Genomic DNA, 17,138 nt, shown 5'->3' with positions numbered 1-17,138 from the left:
CATGAAACGTATTGTTTTAGCCCTGTTTTCGTGTTTATTGTTGTTGAATAGTTGTACGACTACCACTGCGATACAAGGTAGCACCGCCCCGGTTGGAAGTATTACTTACCAGACATTTTACGATGACCTGTCGCCTTATGGCAACTGGATTGATTATCCTGGCTATGGCCATGTGTGGAGTCCGGGAATGGATGGAGAATTCCGTCCTTATGCAACGAATGGTCACTGGGTATATAGCAATGAAGGATGGATGTGGGCATCTGATTTCAGCTGGGGATGGGCGCCTTTCCATTATGGCCGCTGGTTTTACGACGATGCGTATGGCTGGTTATGGATACCAGGATATGACTGGTCACCGGCATGGGTTACCTGGGGTGCTGTGGATAACTATTACTGCTGGGCGCCACTGGGACCTGGTGTAGGCGTAGGTGCTGCCTATGGCGGGTGGAGACCGCATGACTATTACTGGAACCAGGTGCCAAAGGATCACATGTATGACAATGATCTTTCCAGGGTGGTAACAAGACCCAATAGTGCGGACAGGATTTCTGTGATTAACAATTTTTCCACTACACACCGCAATAACCTGTATTATTCACAGGGACCGAATGTAGCTGAGGTGCAGCGATATACTAACAGGACTATCACCCCGATGGCGATACAGGAAACCAGGGTACGCGGCAATGCCGTACAGACTGGCAATAACATGCAGGTGTACAGACCACAGGTTCAGAATCCACAACCCAGACAATTCAGGAGTTTTAATAGTAACACGACTGCCCGGCCAATTATGCAAATGCAGGACAGGCCGACACCGAGTATAAAAAGATCAGAGCAAATACGAAATGTGAATAGTTTGCCTATGCGTACAGCTCCAATGATGTCTTCACCGTCACCATCATCGAGAGTGAGAAGGTAAAATAACAATGCCGGCGATTATATCACCGGCATTGTTTTATTTCAATAACTTTCTGTCTTCGTCTGTGAGTGGTACAATATGACTGACCAGCTCTACAATTTCTTCCTTCATACCTGCTTCCAACAGAATACCGAGCAAGCCAACATTGATACGCTGCTGCTCTTTGTTTAACCCCTGGAATAAACGGGGTTCTATGCAGTAAAGACTTTTCACTACTTTGAGCAATGCCTTCTTTTTTCTCCCGTCATTGAGCTTTGGAATGATGCCGTTCTTCTCATAGTTATCCACCAGTTTCTCTGCCGCTTCTCCATCTACAAAGGCTTTTTGGCGCAGTCTCACCAGCTCGTGCAGGTGATTCATCAGCGATTTGAATACTCCATGCTGACGGGTGCGTTCAAACAGGTTCTGAGACAACTCATTGTCCTGTGGGTTGAAAGCATCAAAGTAACGGGATTCTACATACACACTGTGATAAAACCCGATCGCATTATTATTAAATGAAGTGAGGTCTTTAAACAACTCCTTTTGATGGGAGTTGAGGAAGTAAAAGAAGAACTTATCCCCAATACGCTCCGACCACCTGACAAAGGTAATCTTGAAATAGTGGTCCTTACCCTCCGCATCCTTGATGGGCAAAGTGCCAATATCGCTTTCTGCTATCAGCTGCTGGTAAGGTACAGCCACTCCATTAATGCGGATCTGGTATTCCTTTTCCCGGTTCAGCATCAGGAACCAGCCAAACTCTCTTTCCAGGAAGGTCTTGAATTCATCTGACTGAAAGGAAAATCCAGTCACATCAAAGAGGTCCGTGAAAGTCACCATGGTGCCGGTAGCACCTTTAGACAGATCCCTGTTGTTGTGCGGATCGAAATAATCTTTAGAGTTTTTTGTAATAAGGATCTCGTAAGCTTTGAGCTGACCGGTGGTCTGGTCTTTATAGACCGTTTTCCACAATGCTTTTCCACTAAAGGCGGAAAAGGAGAAACGTCCACGGCCTTTGTTCCCTTTGATGAAGGAAGATGTCTTCTGAAAGGTGGCCTTCTTGATAGAGTCGTTGAAGTTACCGAAGGTCTCCTTCAGCTGTTCATAGTCAATACCAGTACCATTGTCTGTAATGGACAGACTATGGATAGTATCTATTTCATTTGTTTCAAAAGTGATATCAATGATGGATGCAGCTGCGTCAAAACCATTCCAGATATATTCTGCCACCGCTTCCATGTAGTCCCGGGGAAGCCCGGAAGACTGTATACCGGTATCTGTAACAGACACTTTTTCTTTCATATTACGTGCGCATTTAAGTGGGCAAAAGTAATATAAAAGGCTTATTCATTTGTTAATATAATCTTACCGATATGTTGGCTACTTTCCATGAGGGCATGGGCTTCGGCAGCTTTGTCATATGCAAAAGTTGCATATATGACAGGTTTGTATTTTCCGGCATGAATAAGTGGCCAGACTTTTTCCAGCAGCTCCTGTGACAGGGCTTTTCTAAAGGTATAATCACGGGGGCGCAGGGTAGAACCAGTGATAGTGAGGCGCTTCTGCATCATCCTGCCGATGTTGAGTTGCGCCATGTTTCCACCCATGGCATTAATGTACACCAGGCGACCTTCGGTATTGAGTAGCTGAACGTTTTTGTCCAGATAGTCGCCTCCCACCATGTCGAGGATCACATCCATGCCAGTGCTGGCATATGCCTCTCTGAAATCCTGTTCTTTATAATTGACATAACCGGCGGCACCGAGTTCCAGGCAGGCTTTGCCTTTTTCTTCTGAGCCGACGGTTACGTATACATTTGCGCCAAAGGCATGCCCCAGCTGGATAGCAGCAATACCGATACCACTGCTACCACCATGGACCAGCAAATTTTCGCCGGGTTGTAAGTGTGCCCGCTGAAAGACATTTGTCCATACGGTGGCTATCACTTCGGGCAGACTGGCAGCTTCAGCAAATGAAAGCTTATCTGGTATGGGTAAGCATTGTCCTTCTTTAGCTGTGACATAGGTGGCATATCCACCACCTGCAATGAGGGCACATACTTTATCGCCGGGTTTCCACATGGTTACATCCTGGCCGCATTCCTTTACGATGCCAGCCACTTCCATTCCCAGGATCTCCTGTACTACACCGGGAGGAGGTGGATACTTTCCTTTGCGCTGAGAGACGTCTGCCCTGTTCAGTCCAGCCGCTTTGATTTCAATCAGCACTTCTTCTGCACCTGGTGTGGGTGTAGGGTATTCCTGTAGTTGCAGTACTTCCGGTCCTCCGGGTTTGGTAATGACGATGGCTTTCATAACTTATGCGTTTAAAATGGGTGCATCTTTCAGTTTTTCTTTGATAGCATCTGGCAGAAAAGGTCTGCCACCGGTAGCAGGTACACAGGTGCCTGTAAATACCGCTTTGGTAACGACCTTGTTATTGAGCATGATTTTTTGTTCGAAATGGATCTGTGGTTTGCCGCTTCCGTCTGCCATCAGCTGACAGGTAACTGTGAATGTATCATCTCTTTTCAGAGAGCGAACGAACTGGATGGTATATTGAGACAGCACCATATTGATGCCTTTCTGTGCTTCTTCTTCCAGGCTGAAACCCAGTACGTCTTTGATAAAGTCGTGTCTGCAATATTCCATGTAGAAAGGGTAATAGAGACCGTCCATGATGTTTTGGACGTCGATATGTTCTGGTTTAACGGTGTATTCTTTTACGTATTCCATTGTGTTGGTCCTTTTTCAGTTATAAGCAAATCTACATGAAGGATTCTGATAATATTTCCTTTCTATCAATATTTGTTTTTGTCGAATTTTTACTACTCTTTTATTCAATTTGTTTTAATAATTTTAATATTATTACTATACCTATCTCCTCCCTGATTTTTTCCTATATCGAGTAACAGTGATACCACAACAATGAGATCGTTATGAGAATGGCCAACATTATCGTGTTGCATCAGTATCCTGCTATGGCAGAGAGATTGATTAAAACGCTATACCACAGGAAATTTGATTTTTATGTACACCTTGATAAAAAGGTAAACATCGGTCCTTTCATATCCCTTTCCAGTTTGCCGAATACTTTTTTTGTTCAGGAACGTAAAACAGTGAATTGGGCGGGGTTCAGTCAGCTTGAGGCCATCGGTGCGTCGCTGCGTGCTATATTTTCAAGTGGCCGATCGTATGACTATGTAAACCTGCTGAGCGGGCAGGATTATCCGATAAAACCGACCGGTTACATTTATGATTTTCTCAATGCTTATATTGGTCACTCTTTCCTTACCTCAGAAACACCCCCTACTACCTGGTGGAATGAAGCGCATCAACGGTATACCCGATATCACCTGATAGATTACAGTTTCAGGGGAAAACACCGACTGGAAAATATAATTTCCAATATCTTACCGCAAAGGGAGTTTCCACTACCCTACCAGCTATACGGGGGGCCTTTAGCCGCTTACTGGACGCTGAGTGGAGAGGCAGCATTCTACCTAAGCCAATTCCTGTCTGAAGGAACATGTTATTCATTTTTTAAACACACCTGGGCACCAGATGAATTCCTGGTGAATACCTTACTGATGAACAGTCCATTAAGCAGCATGGTCATCAATGACAATTACCGGTATATAGACCGTTCTGGCGGTGGATCGCACCCAAAAGTGCTCACTATGGCAGACCTGAAGTGCCTACAGCAAAGTAACCGGCTATTTGCGAGGAAATTTGATTCCAATATTGACAATCAGATACAGGACAAAATTGATGAAACCATCCTTTATACTAAAAATTGGGTTTAACCGATGAAACATAACGAAAGTTGGGACTGGGAAATTACCACCAACACAAGATGGTTTGATTGGAAACTTCGGGAAATTATCAGTTACAAAGATCTCTTGTTCCGGTTTGTAAGACGCAACCTGATTGCGAGTTATCAACAGACGATATTGGGGCCGTTCTGGGTATTTATTCAGCCGGCACTGACCACACTTGTTTATTATATCATTTTCGGCAAGGTGGTAAAGATTTCAACAGGGGGGATTCCACCTGTTTTATTCTATTTATCCGGGATAATTTTCTGGAGTTTCTTTTCTGATTGTCTGAATGGGACGATGTATACTTTTTTGCAAAATGCCAATATTTTCAATAAGGTATATTTCCCACGATTGGTAGTGCCTGTTAGCAATGTGCTTTCACATAGTATAAGGACAGGTATTCAATTATTGTTGTTCATTATAATTTATTGCTATCATCTTTTAACAACGGGCATCTATGGTAACTATTACATATTATTAACACCATTGCTGTTGTTGCTGACGGCAGGATTCGGTTTGGGAGCCGGCCTTATTATCAGTGTTTTTACAGCAAAGTACAGGGACCTGGATTATGCACTTCAATTTTTACTACGACTATTTATGTTTGCTACACCAGTCGTGTACCCGGCATCAATTGTTCCGCCTCAATACCAGTTTTTGTTCTGGTTAAATCCGCTTACTGTTATCACCGAAACATTCAGGGCTGCTTATTTTTCGGTGGAACCCGTGCATTATCTCCGGTTGGCGGTTTGTATTGTAGAGGTAATGATTTTATTGGTGGTGGGCATAACGCTGTTTAAGAAAAAGGAACTTAAAATAATGGATGTTGTATGATAGCTATAAAGGTTGAAAACATCTCTAAATTATACCGGCTTGGGAATGCAGGTTCTGGCCGTCTGCGCGAGGATATCCGCTTTTGGATAAAGCGACAGAAGGCAGATAAGCATTTACTGTGGGCACTGAAAGATATCAACTTTGAAATCCATCAGGGGGAAGTGATGGGGTTTATTGGGAATAACGGTGCTGGCAAATCCACCCTGTTAAAAATTATTTCTTCAATTACAACGCCCACTACAGGAAGAATATCAGGCAGGGGCAGTATTGCCAGTCTGCTGGAAGTGGGTTCAGGTTTTCATGGCGATTTAACTGGTCGCGAAAATATCTTCCTCAATGGGAACATATTGGGAATGAAAAATCACGAGATTAAAAGCTGTTTTGATGAGATCCTTACATTCTCTGGTGTAGAAGAACTAATTGATACACCTGTCAAGCATTATTCAAGTGGCATGTATATGCGACTGGCATTTGCTGTAGCCGCGCATTTAAATCCTGAAATATTGATTGTGGACGAGGTACTGGCTGTGGGAGATGTAGAGTTCCAGCGAAAATGCCTGGGAAAAATGAAAGAGATTTCGGGCAGGAAAGGGAAAACAGTTTTGTTTGTAAGTCACAACACGCAGGCAATGCAGAACCTGTGTGATCGGGTAATTACCTTACATAAAGGACATATCATTGATTCAGGCAAGCCGGAGCCTGTGATTGCCAATTATCTGAAAAGTACGGACAACAATTACCTGGAACAGTGCTATGACACTCCGGAATCCGCACCGGGAAATGATTATATCCGGATTAAAAAAATAGCCATTCAATATGATACTGAAATATTCGATATCCGTACACCGTTTACTACGCAATTTGAGTTTTGGTACAACGCCCCTGAGCAGGGTATGCTGACTGTTGGTATTCATTTATTTAATATGGCAGGTGAATGCATTTTTGATGTGGCATCAAAGGGCGCTGATCTGCGTACCGGGCTTATAAAGGGGGAATGTCATATACCTGGTAATTTTTTGAACAATGGAGCTTACTATTTATCCATTGTATTTGTAAAAGATACGACTCAGCGGTTGTATTATTTTGAAGGCTGTCTTTCATTTAATGTAGAAGATTTCAGGGAAAATACCGCTTGGTTTGGGAAATGGATGGGGTATGTTCGTCCGGCATTTCCAGTGATATTAAATCAGCAGCATGTACTATAAAATACACCATATACAATTATCTGCAGTAGATAGTTTTTCGGTGGGGAAAGGCTGGCATTATGTTGTGGTATGGTCAGGAGAATTACCATTGGGGCATGTATGGATTAATTCTCCGGTGAGGATAACTGAAAAAATTCATGCTGCTATACAACCTGCACTTAATTATTACAATGAGTATGGATCATCACTAACTTTTGGTAAGGTAGTGAAGTTAACTGTTGTGATTTGTACCCGTCACAGGCCCCAGTCATTGCAGAAATGCCTGCACTCATTATTATCCGGTCCTGATACTGAATTTGAATTGATTGTGGTGGATAATGCGCCGGAGAATGATGAGACATGGCTGGTAGTGAAGCAGTTTACCCAGGTACGATATGTCCGTGAAGACAGGAAGGGACTTGATATTGCGCGTAATACAGGTGCCAGAACAGCTACGGGGGATATTATAGCCTATACGGATGATGATGTAATCATCCCACAAAACTGGATCACCAATCTAAAGGCTTGTTTTTCCGATCCATTAATCATGGCAGTGACAGGGCTTGTGATACCTGCTTCGCTGGATACCAGGGCACAGTATATTTTTGAAAAAAAATGGGGATTCAATAAGGGGTATCTGCCCAAGCGGTTTAATCACCGGTATTATCTTGATCACCTTGAGTATGGTGTGCCGGCATGGGATATCGGCGCGGGAGCTAATATGGCCTTTCGGAAAGAAGCATTCCTGGTGGCGGGGCTATTTGATGAAAGGCTGGATGTAGGAGCTTCGGGGTGTAGTGGTGATTCGGAAATGTGGCACCGCATACTGGCCGAAGGGTGGGATTGTTATTATATACCGGAGTTGTTTGTATATCATGAACATCGTTCTACTGACGAAGGGTTGCGAAAACAACTGTTTGGTTATATGCGTGGGCATGTCAGTGCACTGCTTGTGCAATATGAAAATTACCAGCATCCGGGAGAATTAAAGCGACTACGGCAAGGGCTACCCCGATATTACCGGCAGCGGTTAATACAATGGATAAAAGGGAACAAGGAGGAGTATATCAGGCATATTATCACTGAGATCAGGGGGTGTAAATCTGGTATTCGATTTTATAAAGCGCATCAACACCTTCGGCGGCAGGATATTCAGACATTTCCCTTACGGCTGTTGGAGCCGGTTTCTGCAGCGTGGAACCTTGTTTCTGTAATTATTCCCTGTTACAACCATGGGCATTATCTCAGGTCGGCCATTGAAAGTGCGCTGGGCCAAACATGGCCCAATATGGAAGTTATTGTAGTGGATGATGGCTCCAGCGATGATACGGCGGCGATTTGTAAAGAATATGGAGACAGGGTGAAATACATATATGTAGAACGTGTTGGTTTATCAGCAGCGCGGAATATAGGCGTACAATTTAGTCAGGGGAAATTCCTGATCTTCCTCGATGCAGATGATTATTTATATCCAGGCGCTGCTGAGATAAACATTTTTTATTTCAGGTACTATCCACAGTTAGCTTTTGTATCCGGTGCACATGACAGGGTTGATGCAAACGGGGAATTCATAGCGGAAGTGTATAATAGCGGAACAGGGTACCTCTCTTTATTGCAGGGGAACTACATAGGTATGGAAGGTTGTATTCTATACAGGAGGGATCTGTTCTTTCATTTTCATTTTGACACAAAACTGAAGGCATGTGAAGATTATGACCTCAACCTGAAAATAGCAAGGCTGCTACCAACTTTCCATCATAAAGAAAGGATAGCTGCTTACCGGATTCATGGTCAGAATATGTCGGACAACAGGAAAATGATGTTGCATTTAGTGAAGGAGGTATTAAAAAGGCAAATACCGCTGTTATCAAATGATGAGGAGCGATTGGCATTACAATCCGGACAGCAAAACTGGAAGGCATATTATGAATAACAGGATTCCCGATCAACCACCTATTATAGCGCCGATTTCACCGGAGGTGCATAGACCATTATGGTCTGTGATGATCCCAACTTACAATTGTAGTCACTACCTGGAGGCTACTTTAAAAAGTGTGCTGGAACAGGACTTGGGGCCAGCGCTGATGCAGATTGAAGTGGTGGATGATTGTAGTACGGATGGGGATATTGCAGCCCTGGTAGCGGCGATTGGCCAGGGTCGGGTATCGTTTTACCAGCAACCGGAAAACCGGGGTAGCCTGCGGAATTTTGAAACATGCCTGAACCGGGCAAAGGGGCATTTTGTGCACTTATTGCATGGTGATGATTTATCAGGGCATGGTATCTACCAACAGGCGACGCAATTATTTAAACAGTATCCTGACGCAGGTGCGATTTGCACGGGTTTCTCCTACATCAATGAACAAGGAGCCGTAATAAATAGAAGTCGCGCTATACAGGCTGAAACAGGTCTTATAAAGGATTGGCTAACCCAGATAGCAACAGGGCAAAAAATGCAGCCACCAGCAGTGTTAGTCAGAAGGAGTGTCTATGAACAGTTAGGCAGCTTCTTTGGCATACATTACGGCGAGGACTGGGAAATGTGGGTAAGGATTGCGGCGCATTACCCGGTGGTGTATACGCCGGAAAGGCTGGCTTTTTACAGGGTACATACATCCAATATTACAAGCAGGTATTTCCTGTCGTGTCAGCATATCCTTGATATTTCGAAAGTCATTCACCTGATACAATCTTATCTTCCTGTTACAGAACGTTCCCGTTTAAAACGGCAGGCCCAATATAACTGGTCATTATATTTTGCACGAACTACTGATATGACCTATCATAAATACAATGCGCCCCTACAAGCCCTTAACCAGGCGGGCAAAGCATTTAAGATGCATCCGAACAAGGTAACGCTCTATTATTTATGTAAAATTTTATTGAAAATAATGCTTCGATACAAGCAATGAATTTAGTATTTTGTTGATATGAAATTACTGACAGAAGCTGAATTAATCTGGTCTCCCATTGTGGCGAATAACAAGATGAATCGTAAGCGTGTGGCGAATGGTGTAAATAGTTATGAGAAGGAATTATTTTTCAATCCGTCAAAGTACCTGAATGATTGCCTGGCGGAACGAGGTGAAGTGAAATGGCTGGATTTATGTTGTGGAGAGGGGAATGCTTTGATTCAATATGCGAAAGGATTAACGCAGCAGGCAGGGGTGCAATTGAAAGGGATTGACCTGGTAGATTTGTTCCAGGAAATACCTCCTTTTATTGGTTGCCTGGAATTTGAGGTAAGATCTTTAGTGAATTGGGTTCCTTCGGAGAAATATGATCTGATTACCTGTGTACATGGTATTCATTATATCGGCGATAAATTGAAGGTGTTAGTGAGGGCAATAGCAACGTTGCAACCATGGGGCTTGTTTGTGGCCAATCTTGATCTGAATAATATACAGGGGGTGGATGTAAAGAAATTATTTGCTTTGTGCGGGATTGAGTATAATAAAAGAAGGAAGCTCCTGACATGTACCGGCCCCCGGCATATTGATATCACCTGGACCTATGTGGGTGCTGATGACCAGACCGGCCCCAATTATACAGGTCAGGAAGCTGTGACCTCTTTTTATCGTTAATTTACTTTCTTAATACTTAATACGATCCTTATCTTTTCGCCTTCATTATCGGCAGTTTTCTTCACTACAAAGTACCATTTCTTATCAGGCACATCTACTAAAAAGATATCTCCTTTTTTGTGGACACGTACAGCATCTTCAAATGGTTTTACCATCATACCGGCTGTAAATGGACCGGTATCTCCGTCCTTTTGATTGGGATCCATGTTATATTTAGCATTCAGCTCTTCGAAAGATTTACCAGCAGCGTATTGCTGTAGTATCAACGTGCGGAGGCTGTCTATCTCTCTATGTTTTAACACCGCACCATCCAGGTGGATGTAGCTGGCCCGGAAGGCGTAATTCCCGGTATCTGCGACTACCCTGTAATAACGCCCTTCAATGGTGGCAGTATCTCCTACATTCAAACTAAACAGCTTTTTATCCAACGCATTTGTATCCTTTGAAGAGTTCAATGGACTCGCGGTGATAAAGGAATATTTATCAGCCAGCTTGTAAGCATCGTCAATCGTAACTGCCCGGTCAAGAATGATTTCCTGGGAGCGGTAGTCGGCTGACTGACCGCAGGCTGCTAGTATCAATAAAAACAGACAAGCGTATATGTATTTCATAGCCCTCAAGATAAAAAATAATTAGGTATTTGCCACGAGGATGAGTTCTGAATTTGAGAGAGACAGACCGTCATTTCTTACCTGAAAATATTTCTTTGTAAGGTCGTCACCGGATACCACTTTAGCATATTTAAACCCTGCTTTGTGAGCAAGATCCAACATCTGCTCCTCTTTTAGAAGCTGTAAAGATTGGGAATAAGCGTTCTTTTTGAGTATGCCAATCGGAAATAAAATTTACTCAGTAATGAATTTTTTCTCTTTCCACAGGTCAAGGGTTTCAGGTTTTACCCCGCATTCCAGGAGGATTTCCTCTAAATCTTCGCGGCCACCTTCTACGGTCCAGTCTACAGCATAAGCTGCAAAGTCAGTGGTGGTTTTGATTTTCCCTAATAGTTTGGTTTCGGTTAGGATAGCAGCGGTTCTTCTGAGGGCTATCCGGCCAATATCCCAGTTATCCTGTTCTTCCATTAGTTGTTCCATTTGGGCGAAGTAGTCTTCGAATGAGGTGATATCTAATGGAGAGGAATCGTCATATTTGTCATGAAAGAAAACTTCTCCCCCATTTTCGAGTCTTTGTTCAACTTCCTGTTGAGATTGAGAAACCAGGAGGGGGAAATAGTTATCAGCATAGTGGTAATTTATTTCCAGGAGAGCCAGTGGTGAAGTTGTTTCATGATGCGTCAGAGAACTAACGATTGATTGGGCCATAGCCTGGGCGACTTTTTCGATCAGCTCATCCTGGGACAGGTTTTCCCGGTTCCGACTATAGGTCAGGCGGTTGCTGCCTCCTTCATGGAAGGTTCTGATCTTATCCAACTGATTATCGGTATAAGTGTATTCATCGTAGGAGGAATACTTTCCCAGACCGGGGGCGACATTGTTGCTTACGGAGCGGATGATCCTGCCATCTGCGTCGTATTCGAAGGTAGTCGTGATCAGGAAAAAGAAGAGGTCATTTTCTTTATATTCTTTTATTAACTCTTCCCTGGACTGATTCGGTTTGCAAATGGTTCCTTTACCGTTTATGCCCAAACGTTGTGAGGTGATCTTACGGCCATTTTCAAATGTAATCCTTGTAAGGGCGGAAGGCACACCTGTATTGATATTAAATTCTATGTACTCAGCGAGGTTATCGGTATATTTATAATATCCTTCCCATAAGGTTTTGATTGCTTCATTGCCGAAGGTCATGTAGCAAGGTAGCCCCTGGTCATTGAAGCCGTATTCATAGTCGTCTTTTTCATTTGATAAGGCTCCATTTGAGGGGAAGGAGTGCTGGTCATATTTTTCGAGATTATAACGGGTGCCGGGGGCGTATAGTGTTATTTTAACCTGTGCTTTGAAAGCAGGGAGGTTGTGAATGTCGTCAAAGGCTTTTTCCCAACGGCTGATGAGGTTATCTATTAAATTGTCCATTGAATAAAATTAAAGAATAAATATGTCATACGATTTTTTTTTGCAGTCGTATTGAATGGGGAGCGGCAGCAGGTGGAGACAGGGCGGATATAGGGAGATAATTAGGGATTACCAACTCGAGCTTATCGGCACCGAAGACTTTGACGATTTAGATAGTCGTAGTTAACAGATCCTGTCGTGGAATTTTTTTATTTTTAGTATTATCTTCCCATGGAACAGTTTAAAAAAATACAATGGGTTGTACAGCGCAACCTTACTAACCCCACTGATTTTGAAGGCATGCAGCATGCCTGTGAGCAATTAAGTATTCCATTTATCCCATTGGATATTATTCCTTTTTCGACTGAATTACCTTCATTTGACAGGAGCCGCCGATCTATTATATACGGGTCTACGACGTTTAATGCCCTCGCGAGGGAGGAAGCTTCTTTGCGGGAGGGTATCTTCTTTGATGAAGCGCAGTTTTCGATAGAAAATTATTTCCATCATTGGGGCAGATATATGCTTAACTATGGAGCCCGAATTACGACGTTTGAGGAATTAATTGTTAGCAATGAGTATCCAGGGGATAAAATGTTGTTTATTCGCCCAAATGACGACAACAAATCATTTGCAGGGGAGATGAAACGATATGATGAGATCAGGGATTGGTATGCTCAGTTATCATCGGTGGAAAAATTTACAGATGGTAAGATTGTTATTTCTGAGCCGTATAATATTCAATATGAATGGCGGCTTTGGATTGTGAATAAGCAGGTGATAGCGGCTTCCAAGTATAGGCATTATTTTAAATTAAAAAAAGAGGAAGGTTGTCCGGATAGTGTGGTAGCATTTGCGCAGGCGAGGTGTGAGGAGTATACCCCGCATGATGTATTTGTGATGGATATCTGTTTGTGTGGGGATGAGTATTTTATTGTGGAGTGTGGGGGGATGAATGCGGCAGGGTTTTATAAAGCGAGGATTGGAGATATCGTGAAGGGGGTATCGGAGTATTTTGTAGGAACCTGAATGTGCTATAATATAGTGGCTTTCAGACAGTATATCTGAAAGCCTTTTTATTATTGATATTCAAACTTACCACCTCTGTATTTGCCATATTTCAATATTGTATATACCATCCAGAGTACTAAAAGTGGGGACAGTATGAGACTAATCAACATTATAGGAACTGTCAATCCAGTCGTTAATAAAATTAAATGCACCACGAGGTAGATAGTCACTGTCCAGATTGAAAAAGTTGGGCTCTTTAACATAAAATAAGTTTTAAAGTTAATAATGCGGCGGCCTCATATACTCCTGATTTTACATTTCATTCTCATATCTTACTAACATAAAGGTTACAATTAGTAAGCCACAAGTGGTTTCTTAAATATGGAACTGACAATCAATTATTGTCAGAATTCAATGGGGTTCTCATCAATAGTTCAGGATGTTGACATATGTCATCAAATAATGAATAATATTTGCGGTTACCCAGCTATTAGAGGATTCAGGTTACGATTCGCTTGAAGTTTTTCAAGAAGGGATATATCTCTTTTTCATAATTCAGCTTATGAATTTATCAGTTAAAATCTGAATGGATTTAGATTTTTCAGGAATTTAAACTGGCTACTCACTAATTGCATTTCTTGTGAATAATTCTTTGTCAAACAAAGAATATCTATTAAATTAGTATACCCCAATTTATTATTGTGTTTCAATATGAATTTTCTATTTGATGTCGCTGAATAAGAATAAAGATTTGCTTGCATAGATTAACCGATACATCAAATATCACTACCCCCAAAATCGTTGTTATGTTTTATTCGAGCCCCCAAAAGAAATCATCGATTGCTACAAGTTCACACGCTTTTTTTGGTGAACAACAAACTTCATCTCCATTTTTTCAACCAGTCGTACAACCTAAACTTGCAATAAACAGTCCAGGAGATAAATATGAGCAGGAAGCCGATAGTATGGCTGATCGGGTGATGTCCATGCCTCAGGCAGAGGCAGCGCCGTCCATACAAAGAAAATGTAAGCAATGTGAAGAAGAAGAAAAGGGGAACCTGATGCGTAAGGCTACGAATGATGGAGGCTTCCATACACCTCAACACTTTGAATCAAAACTGGCGGAGAGCAAAGGAACCGGTACACCATTGCCAACCGATACTCGAATCTTTATGGAAAATGCCTTCCATGCAGATCTATCGCATGTTCGCATTCATGATAATACAGCATCGACAGCCATGAGTAACACCATACAGGCAAAAGCATTTACACATGGAAGCGACATTTATTTTAACAGCGGCCAATATAACCCACACAGTGCTGAAGGCAAACATTTACTGGCGCATGAATTAACACATACCCAACAGCAGAGAAAAGGGGGCCTATCCCTGCAAAGGCAATCTGCTGATGCACCTGGGCAGACATCCTTTAGATCGGCCAATATCCCTCTTGAAAAATGGGGAGATAATGTGGAGCAGTCTTATCGCCGGGCCGGGCTTGTCAATGCTGCCAACGCAGTTCGTGACTGCCGGGAATGGGGGGCCTGTGATAAAGTACTCACTGAAGCTGAAGTGTATCATATGTACAGCACGGGACGACAGCAAGCAGGCCTTAATGATCCTAAGGCACAAGCCACACAACAAGCTAATATGGCTCCTTTAGCAGCTCCCCTGGTTGCAGGTTCTATTAGGGCAGGTGCGGCAACTGCGGTAGAAGGCGCCACTGAATCCGCTGCAAAGACAGCTTTAGAAAGGGCAGCGGTTCGATGGGGTACTGCCAGTGTAATCGAAGGAGGCGCATCCACAGCACCAGCAGCGGCAGGTGCCACTGTAAGCACTGTGGCTATACCAGTAGCCTTAGGAGTGTATGTTGCCGCATCCATTTACGATCTTATTAACTACGGAGCATTCCAAAATATGCTGACGAAACAAGGGTATATTATTCTGCCATCACCATTAGGGGTATGCATTGGTAACTGCCATCAACCCAAGGCTCCGCAACCAAGTCCTTGGTTGAGTGGTACGGACCTTCTTACACCAACTACCAGACAACCCTTAACACCATTTGACCGATATCCCTTTCCTTTCCCAAATCCAAGCCCATGGCCAGAGGATGAGGATAAGAAAAATGGATGCAGATCTCGTTGGATAGAACCTAAATTTGGCAGGTATCCCTGTCATTCTGATTACGCGAAACTTTTCAGCGGCACACGTCTGGAATACCAGGTAACAGCTCCTGATGGATTGACTGCTGATTTTGATGCTGTACGCGGAGATATGCTGATAGAAGTAAAAACAGGATATGAGTGGTTATTGAATAAACATCTTTCACCTGAAATGCAGGCGAGGAAGAAGCAGGTAATTAGTCGGTTTATGGATCAAAGTATCAGGCAGTTCCTGATAGCAGCTGAATGCGGCTATGACGTTGAGTGGTATTTTAATTCTAAACCAGTGGCTGATATGATGCGGGATGAACTGCCTCATGTGGAGGTAAAATGGCGGGCGTTTAATTGCGATAAGGATAGCGATTTTACGTGGTAAAGGAATTAGGGATAACAGGTAAAATTGGAAGAGCTTAAGGAGAAGGGGATTATGATGAATCATGTTTATAAAATCAACATCAATATTCGGAGAAATAAAAACGGCCCGGAATAATTCCGGGCCGTTTTCCAGTGTAGCGGGAAAGGGAGAAATGTTGAACCAAGCATTAAAAGATTTATCAATATTTATGAACTTTCCCTAACTATTGCTGAAAAGCATAACTGATGAATTGTGGGTTCTAAAAAATGTATTTCACAACCCACAAACAAATTGATTATCATTAAATTACAACAAAAAGTAAATTATTTATTGTTTTTTCATGTTCCAAAGTGTCGAGAATTTCTTAAATTTGGGTATGACAACTTCAGCGTATAATAGAATAAGAACTCTTTTAATAGAGCAAAAGCGCCAAGTTACTAGTTCATCACAGGCTGCGTCCGAGTTGATAACTGAGTTGGGCATAAGGGATATCTTAGTTACGGCTCCATCAAGAAAGGTTGCTCCTAAAAAGGCCGCTGCCAAGAAAGCTGCACCTAAAAAAGGAGCTGCAAGATAGCAATATTACTTACCAAAGTAATCCCCAAAACTTTTCCTAATATTTATTCCACAATTCCACCAACCATTTATGGCATCCCAATACATCTATTCATCCGATCCAGGATTAATAATCGGTTTTCACGGTTGTGACCAAAATGTTAGAGATAATATTGTATCAGGCCAGTCTGCGCTTAGACCAAGTAAAAATAAGTGGGACTGGTTAGGAGAGGGTATGTATTTCTGGCAAAATAATTATGAGAGAGCTTTACATTATGCACAGAATCCGCCTACAAAGTCTGCAATAAAAACGCCAGCAGTACTTGGAGCTATTTTTAGTCTTGGTCACTGTTTAGATCTTACCGATAAAGAAGGAATTGATTTGGTAAAACTTTCTCACGAAAGCTTGAGCAAATCAGCAGAACAGGAAAAAAAAGAATTGCCACGTAATGTCAACCCTAAGGAAAGTACAGATTCAAAGGATAAGATAATTAGAAGGCTCGATTGTGCAGTAATAAACAATATTCATTCGTTAATGGAAAAAGCGAATGAAGCTCCATTTGAATCTGTTCGAGCGGTATTTTTTGAAGGCGCAGAACTCTATAAAGATGCAGGCTTTCTCGATAAAACCCATGTTCAGATTTGTATAAGAAATCCTAATTTAATAAAGGCATTTTTTGTTCCTCGCAAAACAGTCAAATGGCCTTAACCCTTCTCACTTATA

The 17,138-nt window shown here is 42.5% G+C and carries 16 protein-coding genes; 10 read left to right on the top strand and 6 right to left on the bottom strand.

The features are described from left to right. Position 1: 1 nt before the first annotated feature. On the top strand, positions 2–919 hold the full coding sequence (locus SIO70_RS09060) for a DUF6600 domain-containing protein (protein ID WP_320580586.1): 918 nt from the start codon (positions 2–4) through the stop codon (positions 917–919). 36 nt (positions 920–955) lie between these two features. Here SIO70_RS09060 and SIO70_RS09055 read toward each other — a convergent pair whose 3' ends face one another. From SIO70_RS09055 to SIO70_RS09045, 3 genes are read right to left on the bottom strand one after another with little or no spacing between them, the layout of a single operon-like run. Further along, on the bottom strand, positions 956–2,203 hold the full coding sequence (locus tag SIO70_RS09055) for an ATP-binding protein (protein ID WP_320580585.1): 1,248 nt from the start codon (positions 2,201–2,203) through the stop codon (positions 956–958). A gap of 41 nt (positions 2,204–2,244) precedes the next feature. Beyond that, positions 2,245–3,216, bottom strand: coding sequence for an NAD(P)H-quinone oxidoreductase (locus tag SIO70_RS09050; RefSeq protein WP_320580584.1), 972 nt, complete (start codon positions 3,214–3,216; stop codon positions 2,245–2,247). 3 nt (positions 3,217–3,219) lie between these two features. Further along, positions 3,220–3,636, bottom strand: coding sequence for an acyl-CoA thioesterase (locus SIO70_RS09045; RefSeq protein ID WP_083721115.1), 417 nt, complete (start codon positions 3,634–3,636; stop codon positions 3,220–3,222). Between the two features lie 203 nt (positions 3,637–3,839). Between SIO70_RS09045 and SIO70_RS09040 the strand changes: the two genes are divergently transcribed. The 6 genes from SIO70_RS09040 to SIO70_RS09015 are packed head-to-tail and all read left to right on the top strand — an operon-like array spanning position 3,840 to position 10,323. Further along, positions 3,840–4,706: a beta-1,6-N-acetylglucosaminyltransferase gene (locus tag SIO70_RS09040; RefSeq protein WP_320580583.1), complete on the top strand. Its 867-nt coding sequence runs from the start codon at positions 3,840–3,842 to the stop codon at positions 4,704–4,706. A 3-nt stretch (positions 4,707–4,709) separates the two neighbouring features. Next, a complete protein-coding gene (locus SIO70_RS09035) occupies positions 4,710–5,555 on the top strand; it encodes an ABC transporter permease (protein WP_320580582.1) in 846 nt (281 codons plus the stop codon). Next, on the top strand, positions 5,552–6,760 hold the full coding sequence (locus SIO70_RS09030) for an ABC transporter ATP-binding protein (RefSeq protein ID WP_320580581.1): 1,209 nt from the start codon (positions 5,552–5,554) through the stop codon (positions 6,758–6,760). Before SIO70_RS09035 ends, SIO70_RS09030 begins: the two co-directional genes overlap by 4 nt. Next, positions 6,750–8,672: a glycosyltransferase family 2 protein gene (locus SIO70_RS09025; protein WP_320580580.1), complete on the top strand. Its 1,923-nt coding sequence runs from the start codon at positions 6,750–6,752 to the stop codon at positions 8,670–8,672. The genes SIO70_RS09030 and SIO70_RS09025 overlap by 11 nt, the downstream gene beginning before the upstream one ends. After that, positions 8,665–9,651, top strand: coding sequence for a glycosyltransferase family 2 protein (locus SIO70_RS09020; protein WP_320580579.1), 987 nt, complete (start codon positions 8,665–8,667; stop codon positions 9,649–9,651). Before SIO70_RS09025 ends, SIO70_RS09020 begins: the two co-directional genes overlap by 8 nt. A gap of 18 nt (positions 9,652–9,669) precedes the next feature. Continuing rightward, complete coding sequence (locus SIO70_RS09015) at positions 9,670–10,323, top strand: class I SAM-dependent methyltransferase (protein WP_320580578.1); 654 nt, start codon at positions 9,670–9,672, stop codon at positions 10,321–10,323. On the opposite strand, the gene SIO70_RS09010 is transcribed toward SIO70_RS09015, so the two are convergent. The 3 genes from SIO70_RS09010 to SIO70_RS09000 form a co-directional block, all read right to left on the bottom strand. Beyond that, positions 10,320–10,934, bottom strand: coding sequence for a peptidylprolyl isomerase (locus SIO70_RS09010; RefSeq protein ID WP_320580577.1), 615 nt, complete (start codon positions 10,932–10,934; stop codon positions 10,320–10,322). The two genes, SIO70_RS09015 and SIO70_RS09010, sit on opposite strands and share 4 nt — an antisense overlap. A 21-nt stretch (positions 10,935–10,955) precedes the next feature. Next, positions 10,956–11,096 carry a hypothetical protein gene (locus SIO70_RS09005; RefSeq protein ID WP_320580576.1) on the bottom strand — a complete coding sequence of 47 codons (141 nt, stop codon included), beginning with the start codon at positions 11,094–11,096 and terminating at the stop codon, positions 10,956–10,958. A 72-nt stretch (positions 11,097–11,168) separates the two neighbouring features. Then, positions 11,169–12,350, bottom strand: a complete 1,182-nt coding sequence (locus SIO70_RS09000) for a hypothetical protein (RefSeq protein ID WP_320580575.1) — start codon at positions 12,348–12,350, stop codon at positions 11,169–11,171. A 210-nt stretch (positions 12,351–12,560) separates the two neighbouring features. Between SIO70_RS09000 and SIO70_RS08995 the strand changes: the two genes are divergently transcribed. The 3 genes from SIO70_RS08995 to SIO70_RS08985 all read left to right on the top strand — a co-directional run bounded on the left by SIO70_RS08995 (position 12,561) and on the right by SIO70_RS08985 (position 17,123). Continuing rightward, on the top strand, positions 12,561–13,358 hold the full coding sequence (locus SIO70_RS08995) for an ATP-grasp domain-containing protein (protein WP_320580574.1): 798 nt from the start codon (positions 12,561–12,563) through the stop codon (positions 13,356–13,358). Between the two features lie 788 nt (positions 13,359–14,146). After that, the gene (locus SIO70_RS08990) at positions 14,147–15,880 is read left to right on the top strand and encodes a DUF4157 domain-containing protein (protein ID WP_320580573.1); all 1,734 of its coding nucleotides are present in this window, start codon (positions 14,147–14,149) and stop codon (positions 15,878–15,880) included. Between the two features lie 625 nt (positions 15,881–16,505). Further along, positions 16,506–17,123, top strand: a complete 618-nt coding sequence (locus SIO70_RS08985) for a hypothetical protein (RefSeq protein WP_320580572.1) — start codon at positions 16,506–16,508, stop codon at positions 17,121–17,123. Positions 17,124–17,138 lie beyond the last annotated feature (15 nt).

Origin of the sequence: Chitinophaga sancti (assembly GCF_034087045.1) — a bacterium.
In the GTDB taxonomy this organism is placed as follows: domain Bacteria; phylum Bacteroidota; class Bacteroidia; order Chitinophagales; family Chitinophagaceae; genus Chitinophaga; species Chitinophaga sancti_B.
This window is presented reverse-complemented; position numbering and strand designations above follow the sequence as displayed.